Source organism: Streptomyces sp. NPDC058464, from assembly GCF_042721035.1.
Classification (GTDB): Bacteria; Actinomycetota; Actinomycetes; order Streptomycetales; family Streptomycetaceae; genus Streptomyces.
Window position 1 is genome coordinate 267,328 of sequence record NZ_JBHXMA010000003.1, and the last position, 16,491, is coordinate 283,818.

13 protein-coding genes are annotated in these 16,491 nt (G+C 71.2%); 6 read left to right on the forward strand and 7 right to left on the reverse strand.

Going from position 1 to position 16,491, the window contains the following annotated elements; genetic code table 11:
- Positions 1 to 166: 166 nt before the first annotated feature.
- The 4 genes from ACFWPQ_RS06315 to ACFWPQ_RS06330 all read left to right on the forward strand — a co-directional run bounded on the left by ACFWPQ_RS06315 (position 167) and on the right by ACFWPQ_RS06330 (position 5,459).
- Positions 167 to 1,624, forward strand: coding sequence for an alkaline phosphatase PhoX (locus ACFWPQ_RS06315; protein ID WP_384030480.1), 1,458 nt, complete (start codon positions 167 to 169; stop codon positions 1,622 to 1,624).
- Positions 1,625 to 2,077: 453 nt separating this feature from the next.
- Positions 2,078 to 3,667 (forward strand): TROVE domain-containing protein, encoded by a 1,590-nt coding sequence (locus ACFWPQ_RS06320; RefSeq protein WP_384030482.1) that lies wholly within the window; start codon positions 2,078 to 2,080, stop codon positions 3,665 to 3,667.
- 105 nt (positions 3,668 to 3,772) lie between these two features.
- Entirely contained in the window at positions 3,773 to 4,429 is a 657-nt protein-coding gene (locus ACFWPQ_RS06325; protein ID WP_384030484.1) for a GntR family transcriptional regulator, read from the forward strand.
- A gap of 22 nt (positions 4,430 to 4,451) precedes the next feature.
- Entirely contained in the window at positions 4,452 to 5,459 is a 1,008-nt protein-coding gene (locus tag ACFWPQ_RS06330; RefSeq protein WP_384030486.1) for a 1-aminocyclopropane-1-carboxylate deaminase, read from the forward strand.
- Positions 5,460 to 5,501: 42 nt separating this feature from the next.
- Here ACFWPQ_RS06330 and ACFWPQ_RS06335 read toward each other — a convergent pair whose 3' ends face one another.
- A complete protein-coding gene (locus ACFWPQ_RS06335; RefSeq protein WP_384030488.1) occupies positions 5,502 to 6,335 on the reverse strand; it encodes an alpha/beta fold hydrolase in 834 nt (277 codons plus the stop codon).
- Positions 6,336 to 6,447: 112 nt separating this feature from the next.
- Between ACFWPQ_RS06335 and ACFWPQ_RS06340 the strand changes: the two genes are divergently transcribed.
- On the forward strand, positions 6,448 to 8,769 hold the full coding sequence (locus tag ACFWPQ_RS06340; protein WP_384030490.1) for an NB-ARC domain-containing protein: 2,322 nt from the start codon (positions 6,448 to 6,450) through the stop codon (positions 8,767 to 8,769).
- 104 nt (positions 8,770 to 8,873) lie between these two features.
- On the opposite strand, the gene ACFWPQ_RS06345 is transcribed toward ACFWPQ_RS06340, so the two are convergent.
- Positions 8,874 to 10,322: an MFS transporter gene (locus ACFWPQ_RS06345; RefSeq protein ID WP_384030492.1), complete on the reverse strand. Its 1,449-nt coding sequence runs from the start codon at positions 10,320 to 10,322 to the stop codon at positions 8,874 to 8,876.
- A gap of 152 nt (positions 10,323 to 10,474) precedes the next feature.
- Between ACFWPQ_RS06345 and ACFWPQ_RS06350 the strand changes: the two genes are divergently transcribed.
- Positions 10,475 to 11,041: a TetR/AcrR family transcriptional regulator gene (locus tag ACFWPQ_RS06350; RefSeq protein ID WP_384030494.1), complete on the forward strand. Its 567-nt coding sequence runs from the start codon at positions 10,475 to 10,477 to the stop codon at positions 11,039 to 11,041.
- A gap of 34 nt (positions 11,042 to 11,075) precedes the next feature.
- Here ACFWPQ_RS06350 and ACFWPQ_RS06355 read toward each other — a convergent pair whose 3' ends face one another.
- The 5 genes from ACFWPQ_RS06355 to ACFWPQ_RS06375 all read right to left on the reverse strand — a co-directional run bounded on the left by ACFWPQ_RS06355 (position 11,076) and on the right by ACFWPQ_RS06375 (position 16,471).
- Positions 11,076 to 12,272: a TerD family protein gene (locus ACFWPQ_RS06355; RefSeq protein ID WP_384030754.1), complete on the reverse strand. Its 1,197-nt coding sequence runs from the start codon at positions 12,270 to 12,272 to the stop codon at positions 11,076 to 11,078.
- Positions 12,273 to 12,343: 71 nt separating this feature from the next.
- Positions 12,344 to 13,333 (reverse strand): zinc-dependent alcohol dehydrogenase family protein, encoded by a 990-nt coding sequence (locus ACFWPQ_RS06360; RefSeq protein WP_384030496.1) that lies wholly within the window; start codon positions 13,331 to 13,333, stop codon positions 12,344 to 12,346.
- Positions 13,330 to 14,166 carry a carbohydrate ABC transporter permease gene (locus ACFWPQ_RS06365; RefSeq protein ID WP_384030498.1) on the reverse strand — a complete coding sequence of 279 codons (837 nt, stop codon included), beginning with the start codon at positions 14,164 to 14,166 and terminating at the stop codon, positions 13,330 to 13,332. Before ACFWPQ_RS06365 ends, ACFWPQ_RS06360 begins: the two co-directional genes overlap by 4 nt.
- Positions 14,163 to 15,104, reverse strand: a complete 942-nt coding sequence (locus ACFWPQ_RS06370) for a carbohydrate ABC transporter permease (protein WP_384030500.1) — start codon at positions 15,102 to 15,104, stop codon at positions 14,163 to 14,165. The genes ACFWPQ_RS06365 and ACFWPQ_RS06370 overlap by 4 nt, the downstream gene beginning before the upstream one ends.
- On the reverse strand, positions 15,101 to 16,471 hold the full coding sequence (locus ACFWPQ_RS06375) for an ABC transporter substrate-binding protein (protein ID WP_384030502.1): 1,371 nt from the start codon (positions 16,469 to 16,471) through the stop codon (positions 15,101 to 15,103). The genes ACFWPQ_RS06370 and ACFWPQ_RS06375 overlap by 4 nt, the downstream gene beginning before the upstream one ends.
- Positions 16,472 to 16,491 lie beyond the last annotated feature (20 nt).

The following is a 16,491-nucleotide window of genomic DNA, read 5'->3' on the forward strand; positions in this document are numbered from 1 at the left end:
CTTGGGTGGGGCTTTTGGTTGTTGTGGGGTGGTGATTACGGATTCATGGAACGGGCGACCGTGATGTCGCCCTGCGTTCAACCGGCGTTCAGGGGTGGGCGGGAGCGTGTGCGCCGAGTTGAGGTCCGCCACCCTCCACGGCACTCCGACCGTCACAGGAGACACCATGTCGCTCACCCGCAGGGACTTCACAAGGAAATCCGCGATCACCGGTGCCGGTGTCGCGCTGGCCGGCAGCGTTGGCGCGCTCGCCACCGCCCCCAACGCCCTCGCCGTCACCGAGACCGAGGCGGCCGACGCGACCGAGGCGGCGCACGGGCACGGACACGGCGGTGTCGGCTACGGGCCGCTGCTCCCCGACCCGGACGGCATCCTCGCGCTCCCCGCCGGCTTCAAGTACCGCGTCATCACCTACAGCGGCAAGACCAAGCTGGAGTCGGGCGAGTTCACCCCCTCCAACCACGACGGCACCTCCACCTTCGACGGCCCGCGCGGCGCCACCCTCCTCGTCAACAACCACGAGCTGGCCGGCCCCCGCGCCAACTGGCCGTACCCGGTTCCGCTCACCGAGGGCCTCGTCTACGACCCGGCCGCCGCCGGAGGCTGCACCGTCGTCGAGGTCCGCCCCGGCGGGCACGTCGCCGAGTGGGTCGGCATCGCCGGCACCGCCACCAACTGCGCGGGCGGCAACACCCCGTGGGGCACCTGGCTGACCTGCGAGGAGACCGAGGACAAGACCGGCACCAACGGCTTCACCAAGGACCACGGCTACGTCTTCGAGGTCGACCCCGAGGACCGCCGGGCGAACAGGAACCCCAAGCCCGTCAAGGCGCTGGGCCGCTACGCCCACGAGGCCGTCGTCGTCGACCCCAAGCGCGGCCACCTCTACCTGACCGAGGACGCCTCCAACCCCAACGGCCTGCTCTACCGCTGGACCCCGCCCGAGCACTTCCACCACGGCCGCGGCAGGCTGCGCACCCTCGCCGACGACGCCGGCACGCTCCAGGCGTTCAAGTGCTTCGACTCCGGCGGCCAGTTCGTCGACGACCTCTCCCGCGCCACGAAGATCGGCACGGTCTACGGCGTCGACTGGGTGGACGTCCCGGACCGCGACGCCAGGACCACCTCCGTCCGCAAGCAGTTCAGCACCGGGCAGGTCACCCGCGCCCGCAAGCTGGAGGGCATGTGGTGGGGCGACGGCGGCGTGTACATCGTCTCCTCGTACGCCCGCGCGGAGAGCCCCGTCCAGCACGACGGCTCGGTCTGGTTCTACGACCCCAAGCGCCGCACCCTCACGCTCAAGGTCCGCATCGGCGTCAACCCGGACCCGTCCGTGGAGGGCGACTTCGACGGCCCGGACAACATCACCGTCTCCCCGTACGGCGGTCTCGTCATCGCCGAGGACGGCGAGGGTCTCCAGCACCTGTTCGGCGCCACCGAGAGCGGCCGTACCTATCCCATCGCCCGCAACGAACTGAACGCCGGCACCGAAGAGGAGCCCGAGTACAGCGAGTTCACCGGCGTCACCTTCTCGCCCGACGGCCGGACCCTGTACGCCAACATCCAGACCCCGGGCATCATGCTCGCGATCACGGGGCCCTGGAAGCGCCAGCAGCGCGGATAGTTAATTCACTCGCTCGGCCCGCGGCCCGCCTCCTAAAGTTGTGCCTGTCCAGGTGCGAAGGCAGGACCTACTTCCACTCATAATGGGGCGGCCGCGGGTTCGAGTCCCGCCACCGGTACAACGTGCCGGTGTAGCTCAGGGGTTAGAGCACCTACGTCGGTTCCGCCGATTTCGATCTCTGGACACCAAAAACTTCATGCACCTCCCGGTGCGTGTGCTCTTGAACTCGGGAGGCGCAGCTCATGGTGGGTGTCCGGTGCGCAGGCAGCGGATACTTCGGGAACTGGTGGGGGGAAACTCTCATGCGGGTTCGAATCCCGTCATCGGCTCGGGGTCGATGTGGCGGAACGGAAGACGCGCCAGTTTATAAGCACCGCAGTCGACTTCGACCTCGGACACCCTCCTTCTGCCGCGTCTCCTCCGAAACTCCAATGAATTCGGGGGGAATTCACCATGGCGCGATTCAACACCAAGGCGGCCCGGGCGCAGCCCGTTTCGCGGGTCACCTCCACCGGACGCGTGCTCCGTACCTACGAGGGCGGCCGCGGCCGGGAGCGGGACGCGCGGTCCCAGCTCTTCCTGCTCGCCGTCGCCAACTTCGTCTCGCAGCAGACCTTCTACGAGTCCGGCGCGGACCGTGACAACCGGTTCGCCGAGCTCGTGCGCGAGCGCGCCGTCGCCGACCCGGAGTGGACGGCCGGTCTGCTCGGCTGGCTGCGCGGCGAGGGCAACATGCGGACCGCCTCGATCGTCGGCGCCGCGGAGTACGTGCATGCCCGGCTGGCGGTCGGCGCCACCGACGGTCCGTCGAACCGTCAGGTCGTCGCCTCCGTGCTCCAGCGGCCCGACGAGCCCGGCGAGCTGCTCGCCTACTGGACGGCGACGTACGGCCGTGCCGTTCCCAAGCCCGTCAAGCGGGGGATCGCCGACGCCGTACGGCGGCTGTACCACGGCAAGTCGCTGCTCAAGTACGACACCGCGTCCAAGGGGTACCGCTTCGGCGACATCCTCAACCTGGTGCACGCGGCGCCGGACCCGGACAAGCCGTGGCAGGGCGAGCTGTTCCGGTACGCGCTGGACCGGCGGCACAACCCCGACACCGCGGTACCGCCCGCGTCGAGCCCGGTGCTCGGCGCGCACCGCGAGCTGATGGCGCTGCCCGTCGCGCGCCGCCGGTCGGCCGTCACCGAGCCCGGTGGCGCCGAGCGGCTCGCGGCGGCCGGTCTCACCTGGGAGGCGCTGGCCGGCTGGCTCCAGGGCCCGATGGACAAGGCCGCCTGGGAGGCGGTCATCCCGTCCATGGGGACCATGGCGCTCGTCCGCAACCTGCGCAACTTCGACGAGGCGGGGGTCTCGGACGAGGTCGCCGCGCAGGTCGCGGCGCGGATCAGCGACCCGGCGGAGGTGGCGCGGTCGCGGCAGTTCCCGTTCCGGTACCTCGCCGCGTACCAGCACGCGCCGTCGCTGCGCTGGTCCTACCCGCTGGAGCGGGCGCTCGGCCACTCGCTGGCCAACGTGCCCGCGCTGCCCGGGCGGACGCTGGTGCTCGTGGACCGGTCGGGTTCGATGTTCTACTCGCGGCTCTCCGAGCGCTCGGAGCTCAACCGGGCCGACGCGGCGGCGATCTTCGGCACGGCGCTCGCGCTGCGGGCGGCGGACGCGGACCTCGTCGAGTTCGGTACGACGAGCAGGCGGCTGGGCTTCGAGCGGCGCGAGTCGGTGCTGAAGATCCTCGGCCGCTTCGGCGACCTGGGCGGCACCGACACCGTCTCGGCGATCCGCTCGCACTACCGGGGGCAGGACCGGGTGCTGATCGTCACCGACGAGCAGTACGCGTACAGCCGGCACGGCGACCCGACCCAGCAGGTCCCGGCGCACATCCCGGTCTACACCTGGAACCTGGCCGGCTACCGGGCGGGCCACGGCCCGTCCGGCAAGGGCAACCGGCACACCTTCGGCGGCCTCACGGACGCGGCCTTCCGGACGGTCCCGCTGCTGGAGGCGGCCCAGGACGCCGACTGGCCGTGGGAGACGGCGGCCTGACCGCCGGCCGATGAGCGTGGCCCGCACCTTCACGGGGGGGTGCGGGCCACTTTCGTGTGCCCGTGCCTCTTGTCCGTGGGTTCACTGATATCTAACATTTCAGTTATGGAAGCCCTACGGCCCGTTCCCCGCACCCTGCTCCGCGACCGCGCCTACGCCGCGATCCGGGACGCCATCGTGGCCGGGGAGATCGAACCCGGCGCGGTGGTGCGTGACGCCGAACTCGCGGAGCGGCTCGGGCTGTCCCGGGCGCCCGTGCGGGAGGCGTTCGCGCGCCTCGTAGACGAGGGGCTCCTGGAGAGCAAGCCGCAGAGCTACACCCGGGTCACCCCGGTCGTGGCCGCCGAGGTACGGGATGCGGCGGCCGTGGTCGGCGCCATGCACGAACTGGTCACCCGGGCCGCCGTACCCCGGCTGCGGGACGCGGACCTGGACGAGATGCGCGTGTCCAACGTCCGCTTCGCCGCCGCCGTGCAGGCGGGCGACGTCGACGAGGCCCTTCGCGCCGACGACGAACTGCACGACGTCCTGGTCCGGGTGGCCGGTAACCGCGCGGCCGCCGCCACCGTCGCCCGCTACACCCCGCTCATCCGCCGCCTGGAGCGCCGCCGCTTCGGCGAGGGCGGCTCCTGCCGCTCGCCCGGCCTGCACGAACGGCTCATCGAGGCGTGCGCGGCCGGCGACCCGGAGGCGGCGGTCCAGGTCACCGCCGACATCTGGCGCACCCTGTCCGACCTGGCCGACGCCGACACCACCGACTGACCACGCCACCAGGAGGCAGCCCATGTCCCTCTCCGCCTACGACCGTTACCCCCTCCTCTTCGGCCCCTCGCCCGTGCACCCCCTGGAGCGCCTCACCGCCCACCTCGGCGGCGCCGCGCTGTGGGCCAAGCGGGAGGACTGCAACTCCGGGATCGCGTACGGCGGGAACAAGACGCGCAAGCTGGAGTACCTGGTCGCGGACGCGCTCGCCAAGGGCTGCGACACCCTCGTCTCCATCGGCGGGGTGCAGTCCAACCACACCCGCCAGGTCGCCGCGGTGGCTGCCCGCGTCGGACTCAAGTGCGTGCTGGTGCAGGAGAGCTGGGTGGAGTGGCCGGACTCCGTGTACGACAAGGTGGGCAACATTCTCATCAGCAGGCTCGCGGGAGCCGACGTACGTCTCGTGCGCGCCGGGTTCGGTATCGGGTTCAAGGAGAGCTGGGAACTGGCGCTGCGCGAGGTCGAGGAGTCGGGCGGCAAGCCGTACGCCATCCCGGCCGGCGCCTCCGACCACCCGCTCGGCGGCCTCGGCTTCGCCAACTGGGCGTACGAAGTCGCCGAGCAGGAGCAGCAGCTGGGGGTCTTCTTCGACACGGTCGTGGTCTGCTCGGTGACCGGGTCGACGCAGGCCGGCATGGTCGCCGGGTTCGGCGCCCTGCAGGAGGCGGGCGGCCGCGAGCGCCGGGTCATCGGCATAGACGCCTCGGCCAAGCCCGCCGAGACCCGCGAACAGGTCGCCCGGATCGCCCGGCGCACCGGCGAACTCATCGGCGTCAAGGGCGAGTTGACCGTGGAGCTGGACGACCGCTACCACGCGGGGATCTACGGCATCCCGGACGACACCACCCTGGCGGCGATGCGCCTCGCCGCCCGCACCGAGGGCATGGTCACCGACCCGGTGTACGAGGGCAAGTCGATGGCGGGGATGGTGGACCTGGTGGAGCGGGGTGAGATCGGCGCCGACTCGACGGTGCTCTACGCCCACCTGGGCGGGCAGCCGGCACTGAACGCGTACAGCGCGCTGTTCTAGGCGACCGCTTCCAGGGCTGTCGCGGTAACGGCGGGCGAGACCCTACTTGGCGAGGAACGACAGCAGCGCGGCGTTCACCTCTTCGGCGTGTGTCCACAGCAGACCGTGCGGGGCGCCCTCGATCTCCACGTACTCGGCCGACGGCAGCAGCGCGTGGAACGGACGTCCGGTCGCGTCGATCGGCAGGATGCGATCCCCGGTGCCGTGCAGGATCAGCGCCGGGACGTCGACCTTCGCCACGTCGGCGCGGAAGTCGGTGATCCACGTCGGCACGCAGGCCGCGGACGCGTGGGCGGAGGCGCCGGCCGCCACGTTCCAGCTGTTGCGGACGGCCTCCTCGCTGATCCGGCTGCCCAGCGTCTCGTCGAGGTTGTAGAAGTCCTGGTAGAACGCGGTGAAGTAGGCGTACCGGTCCTTGCCGACCGAGTCCAGGATGCCGTCGAAGACCGCCTGGTCGACACCGGTCGGGTTGTCGTCGGTCTTGAGCAGGAAGGGTTCGAGCGAGGCCAGGAAGACCGCCTTGGCGACCCGGCCGGAGCCGTACTTGCCCAGGTAGCGGCCCACTTCGCCGGTCCCCATCGAGAAACCGACCAGGACTGCGTCCGTCAGATCGAGCGCGGTGAGCACCTTGTCGAGGTCTGCGGCGAAGGTGTCGTAGTCGTAGCCCGTGGTCGGCTGGGAGGAGCGGCCGAAACCGCGGCGGTCGTAGGTGACGACGCGGTGTCCGGCCCCCAGCAGGACCGGCAGCTGCTTCTCCCAGGAGTGGCCGTCGAGCGGGTACCCGTGGATCAGCACGACGGGCTGTCCGGTGCCGTGGTCCTCGTAGTAGAGCTCGATCGGTGCGCTGTTCTCTTCGCCAACGGTGATGTACGGCATGGCGGTTGGGCCTTTCTCGGGTTGTTCGGAGAGTCCAGCACACCACCGGTGCGGGGCCGCTGCCAGGCAGAAGCGCAGGCGGAAGTAGAGAGCGCTTGTTCTAATTGTCGTGATGACCAGACTTTCCTCATCCGATGTGTCCCAAGGCGCCACCGCGTTCGGTGCGATGGTGCGTTCTCTGCGCCGGGCGGCCCGGCTGACCCTGGAGGAGTTGTCGCAGGCGTCCGGTGTCAGCGTCCGGGCGCTGGGCGACATGGAACGCGGCCGCAGCCGTGGGCCGCAGCGCCGCACCGTCGACGCGCTCGCCGTCGCCCTGAAGCTGGACCGCGAGCAGCGGCAGCGATTGCAGCGGCTGGCCGACGCCGGCCGGGATCGGGGTGGCCCGGCCGCGCCGCCGTATCTCCTGCGCACGGTCCCGGACTTCACCGGGCGGGAGCAGGAACTGGCCGATCTGGAGACGCTCGCCCGAGGCACCCGGGCCCGCACGGTGGTCCTCTTCGGGCCGGGCGGGCAGGGCAAGACGACGCTCGCCGCGCAGGCCGCGCGGCGGCTGGCGGGAGAGCTCTTTCCGGACGGCTGTGTCAGCGTGCAGTTGCACGGCATGAGCGACACCCCGCTGCCCGCCGCCGAGGCACTGGTCCTGCTGCTGACGGCGCTCGGGCATCCGCCCGACCGGATCCCGGTGGACCCGGTGGCACGCGAGGCCGTCTACCGGGCCACGCTCAGCACCCGGCGGGTGCTGGTCGTGCTCGACGACGCGGCCGACGAGGCACAGGCCAGGCCGCTGCTGCCGGACGCGGAAGGCGGTTTCGTGCTCGTCACCAGCCGACGCCCGCTGACGGGGCTGGAGGGCGTACGGCGCATCCGGCTCGGCGCTCTCAGCGGCAGGGAGTCGGTGACACTGTTGGAACGGATCCTCGGCGCGTCGCGCACCGACGGCCAGTCGGAGGCGATCGGCCGGCTGGCGGAACTGTGCGGGCATCTCCCGCTGGCCCTGCGGATCGTCGGCAACCGCCTCTCCAGCCGCCCCGCCTGGACCCCTGCCCGGCTGGCGGACCAACTCGCCGACGAGGAACGGCGGCTGGGCACCCTGGTCGCAGGCGACCTGGCCGTACGCGGCGCGCTCGCTCTGTCCCACCGCCAGCTCACCGCTCCCCGCAGGCTGCTGTTGCGTCGGCTCACCCTGCTCCCCGGCCGTGACACCGGCCCCCGCCTCGCCGCCGTACTCACCGGCGAAGACGACCCGATCGTGGTCCAGGACGCCCTCGACCTGCTGGTCGAGCGAGGCCTGCTGGAGGAGACCACGCCGGGCCGCTACGCGTTGCACGATCTCGTACGACTCTTCGCGCGCGAGCGACTCCACGCCGAGGAGCTGCCGTTGCCCGTCGAGGCCGCAGCCCTGCGCATGGCGGACTGGCTGCTGCGGTCGGCCTCGGCGGCGGGCCGCTGGTTCGAGGCACCTGGCGCGCCCGAGCCGTGGCCGGGAGCCACCCCCGCCTTCGCCCCCGCGTCAGCCGAGGAGGCGGAGGAGTGGCTCAGCACCGAACGTGACCACTGGGTGGGCGCGTTGAAGGTCATGTTCGAGGCGCAGCGGTTCACGGAGATCCTCCACACGGCGCGCACGCTGTACTGGTTCTCCGACCGCTGGGACGCCTGGCCCGAGTGGCGCACCGTGTTCACCTACGGCGTCCGCGCCGCCGCCGCGCTCGGTGACCGGGCGGCCGAGGCCCACCAGCTCAACTGCCTCGCCTGGACGTACTCGGTGCGCGGCGGACCGTTCGAGCAGACCGAGGAACACGCCCGCCGTGCGCTGGAGTCGGCGACACAGGCCGGTGACACCGGCCAGCAGGCCTGGGCCTGGGTCTACATCGCCGGTGCCTGCATGCACCTGGACCGGCCCGCGGAGGCGGCACGGGCCGCCGAGGACGCCGTACGGCTCTTCGAGGCGACCGGTGACCAGGCCGGGCTGGCGGTCTCCCGTCGGCTGCTGGGCAGCGCGCTACGGGAATCCGGCCGCGCGGAGGAGGCATTGGCCGTCCATCGGGGCCTGCTCGGGACGGACGCGGGGGACGTGCCCGGTTTCCAGGAGTTCGCGCAGGCGATCCTGCGCCATGAGATAGCCCGTGACCTGCTGGCTCTCCGCCACTGGTCCGATGCGGTGGAGACCTATCGGGCCGTCATCGCCCCGGCCACCCACGGCGGCACGGACCGCTTCAAGGCCCGTGCGCTCACCGGCCTCGCCACCGCCCTGGAGCACTGCGGAGACCCCGCCCAGGCCCGCGCCCAACTCGTCGAGGCGCACCGGCTGTTCACCTCGGCCGGTGACACGACCGCCGCGGAACGGACAGCGGCCTCGCTCGAACGCCTTGCGGCCCATGCGGTCGACGCAGGTCGTTCGGCCGTCGAGGACAACGCCGACGGCCGTGACGGCTAGCGGCGCGCGGGGCACCGCTCGCGCAGGCCGGGAGGGATCGCCCCGATCCCGATCGCGTCACCTTCCGGGCGGGACCTGACGGCGGGGGCGACGAAGAGGCAGGTCTATGCGTCTCGCCGCCGGGGGCTCGTGATCACGAACGCCGCCACCAGAAACGCGCCCGCCGCGACCAACCCGCCGATGCCGAAGGCACGCGCCGCGCCCTGGGTGAGGATCTCCGCCGGCGTGCCGGTCGCGTGCCTGGTCGCCGTGCCGTACACCGTGACCAGGACGGCGAGTCCGACGGTGCCGCCCAGCCACTGGAGCGTCTGCAGCAGGCCGGACGCGGCACCTGCCTCCCGGGGCTCGATACGGGCGAGGATCGTCGCGTTGAGCGGCATGAAGCTCAGGCCGACGCCCACGCCGAGCAGCAGCAGCGGACCGAGCAGCCCGGCGGCGTAGCCGTCGCCGGGCCGCAGCCGCCACAGCCAGCCGCCGGCGGCGATCAGCAGGGCGATGCCGGTCAGCAGCACCGGCTTGGTGCCGAAGCGGGCCAGCAGCTTCGGCAGCAGCCGCACCATCGTGAACATGGCCAGGGTCATGGGCAGGAACGCGAACCCGGCGCGCAACGGGCTGTACTCCAGGACCTGCTGGCAGATCAGGGTGAGGAAGTAGAAGGCGCCGAACATGCCCGCGGGCAGCAGCATGAGGGTGAGATAGCCGCCCGCCCGGTCCCGGTCGCGGAACAGCCGCAGCGGCATGATCGGCTGACCGGCCCGGGACTCGATCAGCGCGAAGCCGAGGAGCAGCGCGACCGCGCAGCCGAAGCCGAGCAGGGACCTGGCGTCGGTCCAGCCCTCCTCCGACACCCGGATGAACGCGTAGACCAGCGAGGTCATCCCGGCCGTCCCGGTCAGCGCGCCCGCGAGGTCGAAGCGGCCCGCGTGCCGCGGGGTCTCGGCGACGAACCGGGGCAGGGCCACGAACAGGGCGATGCCGATGGGCACGTTGATGAGCAGGGCCCAGCGCCAGGACGCCCAGGACGTGAGCATGCCGCCCAGGACCAGGCCGGCGGAGCCGCCGAGGCCGGCCACGGACGAGTAGACGCTCAGCGCGTGGTGCCGACGCGGGCCCTCGGGGAAGTTGGTGGTGATCAGGGCCAGGGTGCTGGGGGCGATCAGCGCGGCGCCGACGCCCTGCAGCGCGCGTGCCGTGAGCAGCCAGCCGCCCTCCGCGGCGACCCCGCCGAGCAGCGAGGACAGCGCGAACAGCAGCGCCCCGGCGCCGAGCGTACGACGGCGGCCCGCGATGTCGCCGACCCGCCCGCCGAGCAGCAGCAGGCCGCCGAAGGCGAGGGTGTAGGCGTTGAGCACCCAGGACAGACCGGTCCGGCTGAACCCCAGGCCCTGCTGGATGTCGGGCAGCGCGACGTTGACCACGGTGGAGTCGACGCCGACCATCATGTAGGCGGTGACGATGACGAGGAGGGCGGAGCCGAGCTTCGCGGGGTGCGGGGAGTTCGGCGGGGTGCCGGCGTCGGTGGACGGGGCGGACGGGCTGGACGGGGCGGACATGAGGTTCTCCCGGTCTGTGCGTCCCCGCGGCGGGCATGGTGAAGTACGGGCAGACGGACTGCCCGTGGAGCGCACGACGGTAAGCGGGGACTGTCTCCGTTTAGTGTTCGATAAGATACGGAGAGAGTCCCCGGTTCGCAAGGAGTAACTGGATGACGCAGGTCAGGCCCATGCGCGCGGACGCTCGCCGCAACTACGAGCGACTGCTGGAGGTCGCCGTCGAGGCCTTCTCCGAGCAGGGGGAGAACGCGTCCCTCGACGACATCGCCAAACGGGCGGGCGTCGGCTCCGGCACGCTCTACCGGCACTTCCCGACCCGGCAGGCGCTGCTGGAGGCCGCGTTCGTGGACCGGCTGGAGGGGCTGGCGGCGAAGGCCGACGAGATCGCCGCGGAGCTTCCGCCGGGCGCGGCGCTGACCGAGTGGCTGAACGAACTGTGCGTCGCCACCATCGAGGTGCGCGGCCTGAAGGCCCTGCTGGGTTCCGCGGTCACGGACGGCAGTTCGGCCACGGTCGCGGCCTGCGGTGTGACGGTCCGCGGCGCGGCGACCCGCCTGGTCGACGCGGCGAAGGCGGAGGGCACCCTGCGCCCCGACATCGAGCCGATCGAGATCCTGCGCCTGGCGCACGGACTGGCCACGGCCTCGGAACTGGCCGACGGGCAGGGCAAGGAGATCCGGCGCTATCTGTCACTGCTCACGGAGGGGTTGCGGCCGTAGCGCCCACGGCCGCACACCCGTCACCGGACTCGGGTCAGAGCGCCTCCGCCCCCGGCTTCACCATGTTCCGTACCGTCCGGGCCTTCACGAACGAGCCCATCGCCGTCATGTCCCACTCGCCGGAGAACTGGCGGATCAGCTTCGCCATCATCACGCCCGTCTGCGCCTCGGCGCTCGTCAGGTCGAAGCGGACCAGTTCCTCGCCGCTCGCGGCGTGCAGGAGGCGGCAGTAGGCCTTGGCGACCTCGGTGAACTTCTGGCCGGAGAACGAGTTGACCGTGAACACCAGGCCGGTGACCTCCGGGGGGATCCGGCCGAGGTCGACCACGATCACCTCGTCGTCGCCGCCGCCCTCGCCGGTGAGGTTGTCGCCGGAGTGCTTGATCGCGCCGTTCAGGATGGACAGCTTGCCGAAGTAGCAGCTGTCGACGTGGTTGCGCTGCGGGCCGTACGCGATGACCGAGGCGTCCAGGTCGATGTCCTTGCCACGGAACGCCGGCTCCCAGCCGAGACCCATCTTGACCTGCGAGAGCAGCGGCCGGCCGCCCTTGACCAGGGACACGGTCTGGTTCTTCTGGAGGCTGACCCGGCCCTTGTCGAGGTTGATCTTCCCGGTGCCGGTGCCGGGGGCGGGCGGGGCCGGGGGAGCCGCGGGGGGCGCGGGCTGGGCGACCGGTGCCGCCGGCTGGGCGACCGGGGCGGCCGGCTGGGCCACCGGGGCCGCCGGAGCGGGGGCCGGTTCCTCCACCGTCACGCCGAAGTCCGTGGCGATACCCGCCAGCCCGTCGGCGTACCCCTGGCCGACCGCGCGGGCCTTCCACGCGCCGCCCCGCAGATAGATCTCCACGACCACCAGGGCCGTCTCCGTGCCCAGCTGCGGCGGTGTGAAGGTGGCCAGCACCGAGCCGTCGTCCGCGTTGCGGATCGTCGCCGTGGGCTCGATGCCCTGGAAGGTCTGGCCCGCGGCGTCGGGGCTCGCGGTGACGACGATCTTCTCGATCCCGGGCGGTACGGCGGCCGTGTCGACGATGATCGCGTCCGGGGACGTACCGCCGCCGGAGCGGTACGTCACACCCGGCCCGTTCGGCTGGTTGTAGAAGATGAAGTCGTCGTCGGAGCGCACCTTGCCGTCGCCCGTGAGCAGCAGGCCCGACACGTCGAGCCGCACCGGGGCGGCGACGTCCACCGCCACCCGGGTGACGGCGAGAGGGATGTTCGAGCCAGGGGTCATAGCTGTCATGCCCCGTGAACGAACGACCCCGCTTTACTGTTCCCTTACCCGGGATCCGGCCCCCGAACGGGTCAGGGGATCACGACGATCTTCCGTCCCACGCCCGCCGCGAACTGCTCCAGCGCCTGCGGATAGCTGTCCAGCGGGAGGCGGTCGCTGATGAAGACGTCCGGGTCCAGGACACCGTTCGCGAACAGCTCGGCCGCCCGCTCGTAGCTGTGCAGCACGGCCATGGAGCCGGTGATGGTGATCTCCTGGTTGTAGATGCGGTACGGGTCGATCGTCACCCGGGTCGCGTAGTCGGCGACGCCGAACTGGAGGAACGTGCCCGCCTTGGCGACCCGCTCCAGGCCGTCCTGGATCGCCGCCGCGTTGCCGGTCGCGTCGATCACCAGGTCCCAGCCCTGCGGGCGGTCCAGTTCGTCGGGGTTCGCCGCGGACCCGGAGACGCCGAGCTGCCGGGCGGTCTCCAGCCGGACGGGGTTCAGGTCCACCACGTCCACGCTCGCCGCGCCGGTCCGCTTGGCGAGCTCCAGCATCATCAGGCCCATGGTCCCGGAGCCGTAGATCAGGACGTGCGCGCCGAGCCGGGACTGGAGGATGTCGTAGCCGCGCACCGCGCAGGACAGGGGCTCGATCAGCGCCGCGTCCTGGGTGCGGACGTGCTCGGGGAGCTTCACGCAGTTGGCGACCGGGGCCACCGCGTACTGCGCGGCCCCGCCCGGCACGGTCACGCCGATCGCGGCCCACCGCTCGCAGAGGTTGTTGTGGCCGCTGCGGCACTGCCGGCACTCGTGGCAGTACAGGGACGGGTCGACCGCGACCCGGTCGCCGATCGCCACCTCGGTCACCTGGGAGCCGACGCCGACCACCTCGCCGGCGAACTCGTGGCCCGGCACGATCGGCAGCTTGGGGGCGAACTCGCCCTGGAGGATGTGCAGGTCCGTGCCGCACAGGCCGCACGCGGCCACCTCCACGACGACCTCGCGGGGGCCCGGTGTCGGGTCGGGGACCTCGGTGACGACGGCGCGGCCCACGGACTCGATGACGGCGGCCTTCATTTCACGGCTCCCAAGGACAGGCCCTGGACGAGTTTGTCCTGGGCGGTGAACCCCGCGGCGAGCACCGGCAGGGAGACGACGAGCGACGCGGCGCACACCTTCGCCAGGAACAGGCCCTGGCTGGTGATGAAGCCGGTCAGGAAGACGGGGGCGGTCTCGGCGACCACGCCCGTCAGCACGCGTGCGAAGAGCAGTTCGTTCCAGCTGAAGATGAAGCAGATCAGCGCGGTGGCGGCGACGCCCGGGAGGGAGATGGGGGCGACCACGCGCGCGAGGACCGTCGGCAGCCGGGCCCCGTCCACCCGCGCGGCCTCGATCACCTCGACCGGGACCTCGGCGAGGAAGGACTGCATCATCCACACCGCGATCGGCAGGTTCATGGACGTGTAGAGAATGACCAGGAGCCAGATGTTGTCGAGCATCCCGGCGTTCTTCGCGAAGAGGTAGATCGGCAGCAGGCCCGCCACGGCCGGCAGCATCTTCGTGGAGAGGAAGAAGAACAGCACGTCCGTCCACTTGCGCACCCGGCGGATCGACAGCGCGTAGGCCGCCGGGAAGGCCAGCAGGAGGACGAAGAGCGTCGAGACCACCGACGCCATCGCCGAGTTGATCAGGGCGGGCCACGGGCTCGCCCCGCCGCCGACGCCGAAGAACTCGCGGTAGCTGTCCAGGGTGAGGCCGGCGGTGAAGGACGGCGGGTTGGTCGCCGCGTCCGCCTCGGAGTGGAAGGACGTCAGCGCCATCCAGGCGATGGGCAGGAAGAACACGATCCCGGTCAGCCAGGCGACCAGCCCGAGTCCGTTGCGCCGCAGGACGTTCAGGGCGGTGTTCATGCGCGGGACACCTCCTCGCGGAACAGCGACGACACCACCCGCAGGGCGAAGGTCGCGATGATGATCGAGCCGATGACCACCATGACGCCCGCGGCCGAGGCGAGGCCGTTCTCGTGCGCCTGGTAGAAGCTCTGGTAGACGGTGTAGGGAAGGTTGGCGGTGCCCAGGCCGCCGGAGGTGATCGTGAAGACCGCGTCGAAGTTCTGCACGATGTAGATCGAGCCCAGCAGGCCGCCGAGTTCCAGGTACCGGCGCAGGTGCGGGAGGGTCAGGTAGCGGAAGATCTGCCAGTCGCTCGCGCCGTCCACCCGGGCCGCCTCCAGCTGCTGCTGGTCGCGGCTCTGCAGCCCGGCCAGCAGGATCAGCATCATGAACGGCGTCCACTGCCACACCAGGGCGGCCTCGACCGCGATCAGCGGGTTGTCCGAGATCCAGTCCGGCTGGGGCCCGCCGACGTAGTGCAGCAGGCCGTTGAGCAGGCCGTACTCGGGGTTGTAGAGGACGTGCTTCCAGAGCAGCGCCGCCGCGACCGGCACGATCAGGAACGGGGCGATCATCAGCGTGCGGACCACGCCCCGGCCCCGGAACCTCCGGTTCAGCAGCAGCGCCACCACCAGTCCCAGGACCAGGCTGACCAGTACGACCGTGACCGTCAGCAGGACCGTCGTCCACACCGAGTGGCGCAGGTCCGGGTCGGTCAGGACCTGGCGGTAGTTGTCGATGCCCGTGAAGTGGCGGTCCTTCGGATACAGGGCGTTCCAGTCGAAGAACGAGATCACCACGGTCGCCACGAACGGCAGCTGGGTCACCACGATCATGAAGACCAGCGCGGGCAGCAGCGGGGCCCGGGTGGCCCAGGCCCGCAGACGGTCGGACGGGGGCCGGGGCGCCGGCCGCGCGGAGGCGGCGGCGACCCGGGGAGACGCGGTGGCGGTCATGATCCCTCGTACTTCTTGCCGACGGCCTCGGCGAGCTTCTGCGCCTTCTTCAGCGCGTCGTCCACGGACTGCTGCCCGGCGACGGCGGAGCTGATCTCCTGGGAGACCTTGGTGCCCAGGTCGGTGAACTCGGGGATGTCGACGAACTGGATGCCGGGCGCGGGCCGCGGCTGCACACCCGGGTCGTTCGGCTTGGCGCTGGCGATGGCGTCCCGGGTGACGTCCGCGAAGGCGGCCGCCTCCTTGCGGTACTGCGGGATGTCGTACGTCGAGGTGCGCTTGCCGGCCGGCACGTTGGCCCAGCCCGCCTTCTCGCCCACGAGGTTCTCGTAGCCCTTGCTGGACGCCCACGAGATGAACTTCCAGGCGTCGTCCGGGTTCTTGGACGCCTTCTGGATGCCCCACGCCCAGGTGTAGAGCCAGCCGGAGCTGTCGGTCTTGTCGACCGGCGCCGGGACGTAGCCCATCTTGCCCTTGACCGGGGAGCCGCTGGCCTCCAGCGAACCGGCGCCCGAGGTGGCGTCGTACCACATCGCGGTCTTGCCCTGGGTCGTGTCGTTCAGGCACTCGGCGAAGCCGGACTGGGCGGCGCCGGCCTCGCCGTGCTTGCGGACCAGGTCGACGTAGAACTGCGTGGCCTTCTTGAACTCGGGGGCGTCCAGCTGGGCCTTCCAGTCCTTGTCGAACCAGGTGCCGCCCATGGTGTTGACGACCGTGGTCAGCGGCGCCAGCATCTCGCCCCAGCCGGGCAGCCCGCGCAGGCAGATGCCCTTCATGCCGGGCTCCGCGCCGTCCACCTTGGCGGCCAGGTCGGCCACCTGCTGCCAGGTGGGGTGGGCCGGCATGGTCAGGCCCTTCTTCTGGAAGACGTCCTTGCGGTACATGAGGAAGGACGACTCGCCGTAGAAGGGCTCGCCGTAGAGCTTGCCGTCGGCCGCGGTGAGCGCCTGCTGCATCGGCTTGAGGATGTCCTGCTGGTCGAAGGCGGTGTCCTTCTTGACGTACGAGTCCATCGGCTCCAGCCAGTTGTTCTTGGCGTAGATCGGGATCTCGTAGTTGGAGAGGGTGGCGACGTCGTACTGGCCGGCCTGGTTGGCGAAGTCCTGGCTGATCTTGTCGCGGACGTCGTTCTCGGGCAGCACGGTGAAGTTCACCTTGATCCCGGTGTCCTTGGTGAAGTTGGCCGCGGTGAGCTTCTGCAGCTCCACCATCTGCGGGTTGTTCACCATCAGCACGTTGATGGAGTGGGCGGAGGAACCGCCGCCCGCGCCGGCGCCCGAGCAGCCGGCGAGCAGCGAGGTGGTCAGCGTTCCTGCGGCGGCCACCGCGAACAGGGTGCGGGGCGTTCGTCGGCTCTGGGTTCGCATGGGGTGCTCCTGGAGAAACT

Bases quoted from the DNA above. Each gene is read 5' to 3' on its own strand.
- ACFWPQ_RS06320 (WP_384030482.1), top strand. From the start codon at position 2,078: ATGGCGCGATTCAACACCAAGGCGGCCCGGGCGCAGCCCGTTTCGCGG.
- ACFWPQ_RS06370 (WP_384030500.1), bottom strand. From the start codon at position 15,104: ATGACCGCCACCGCGTCTCCCCGGGTCGCCGCCGCCTCCGCGCGGCCG.
- ACFWPQ_RS06355 (WP_384030754.1), bottom strand. From the start codon at position 12,272: ATGACCCCTGGCTCGAACATCCCTCTCGCCGTCACCCGGGTGGCGGTG.
- ACFWPQ_RS06365 (WP_384030498.1), bottom strand. From the start codon at position 14,166: ATGAACACCGCCCTGAACGTCCTGCGGCGCAACGGACTCGGGCTGGTC.
- ACFWPQ_RS06315 (WP_384030480.1), top strand. From the start codon at position 167: ATGTCGCTCACCCGCAGGGACTTCACAAGGAAATCCGCGATCACCGGT.
- ACFWPQ_RS06360 (WP_384030496.1), bottom strand. From the start codon at position 13,333: ATGAAGGCCGCCGTCATCGAGTCCGTGGGCCGCGCCGTCGTCACCGAG.
- ACFWPQ_RS06325 (WP_384030484.1), top strand. From the start codon at position 3,773: ATGGAAGCCCTACGGCCCGTTCCCCGCACCCTGCTCCGCGACCGCGCC.
- ACFWPQ_RS06340 (WP_384030490.1), top strand. From the start codon at position 6,448: ATGACCAGACTTTCCTCATCCGATGTGTCCCAAGGCGCCACCGCGTTC.
- ACFWPQ_RS06350 (WP_384030494.1), top strand. From the start codon at position 10,475: ATGACGCAGGTCAGGCCCATGCGCGCGGACGCTCGCCGCAACTACGAG.
- ACFWPQ_RS06375 (WP_384030502.1), bottom strand. From the start codon at position 16,471: ATGCGAACCCAGAGCCGACGAACGCCCCGCACCCTGTTCGCGGTGGCC.
- ACFWPQ_RS06335 (WP_384030488.1), bottom strand. From the start codon at position 6,335: ATGCCGTACATCACCGTTGGCGAAGAGAACAGCGCACCGATCGAGCTC.
- ACFWPQ_RS06345 (WP_384030492.1), bottom strand. From the start codon at position 10,322: ATGTCCGCCCCGTCCAGCCCGTCCGCCCCGTCCACCGACGCCGGCACC.
- ACFWPQ_RS06330 (WP_384030486.1), top strand. From the start codon at position 4,452: ATGTCCCTCTCCGCCTACGACCGTTACCCCCTCCTCTTCGGCCCCTCG.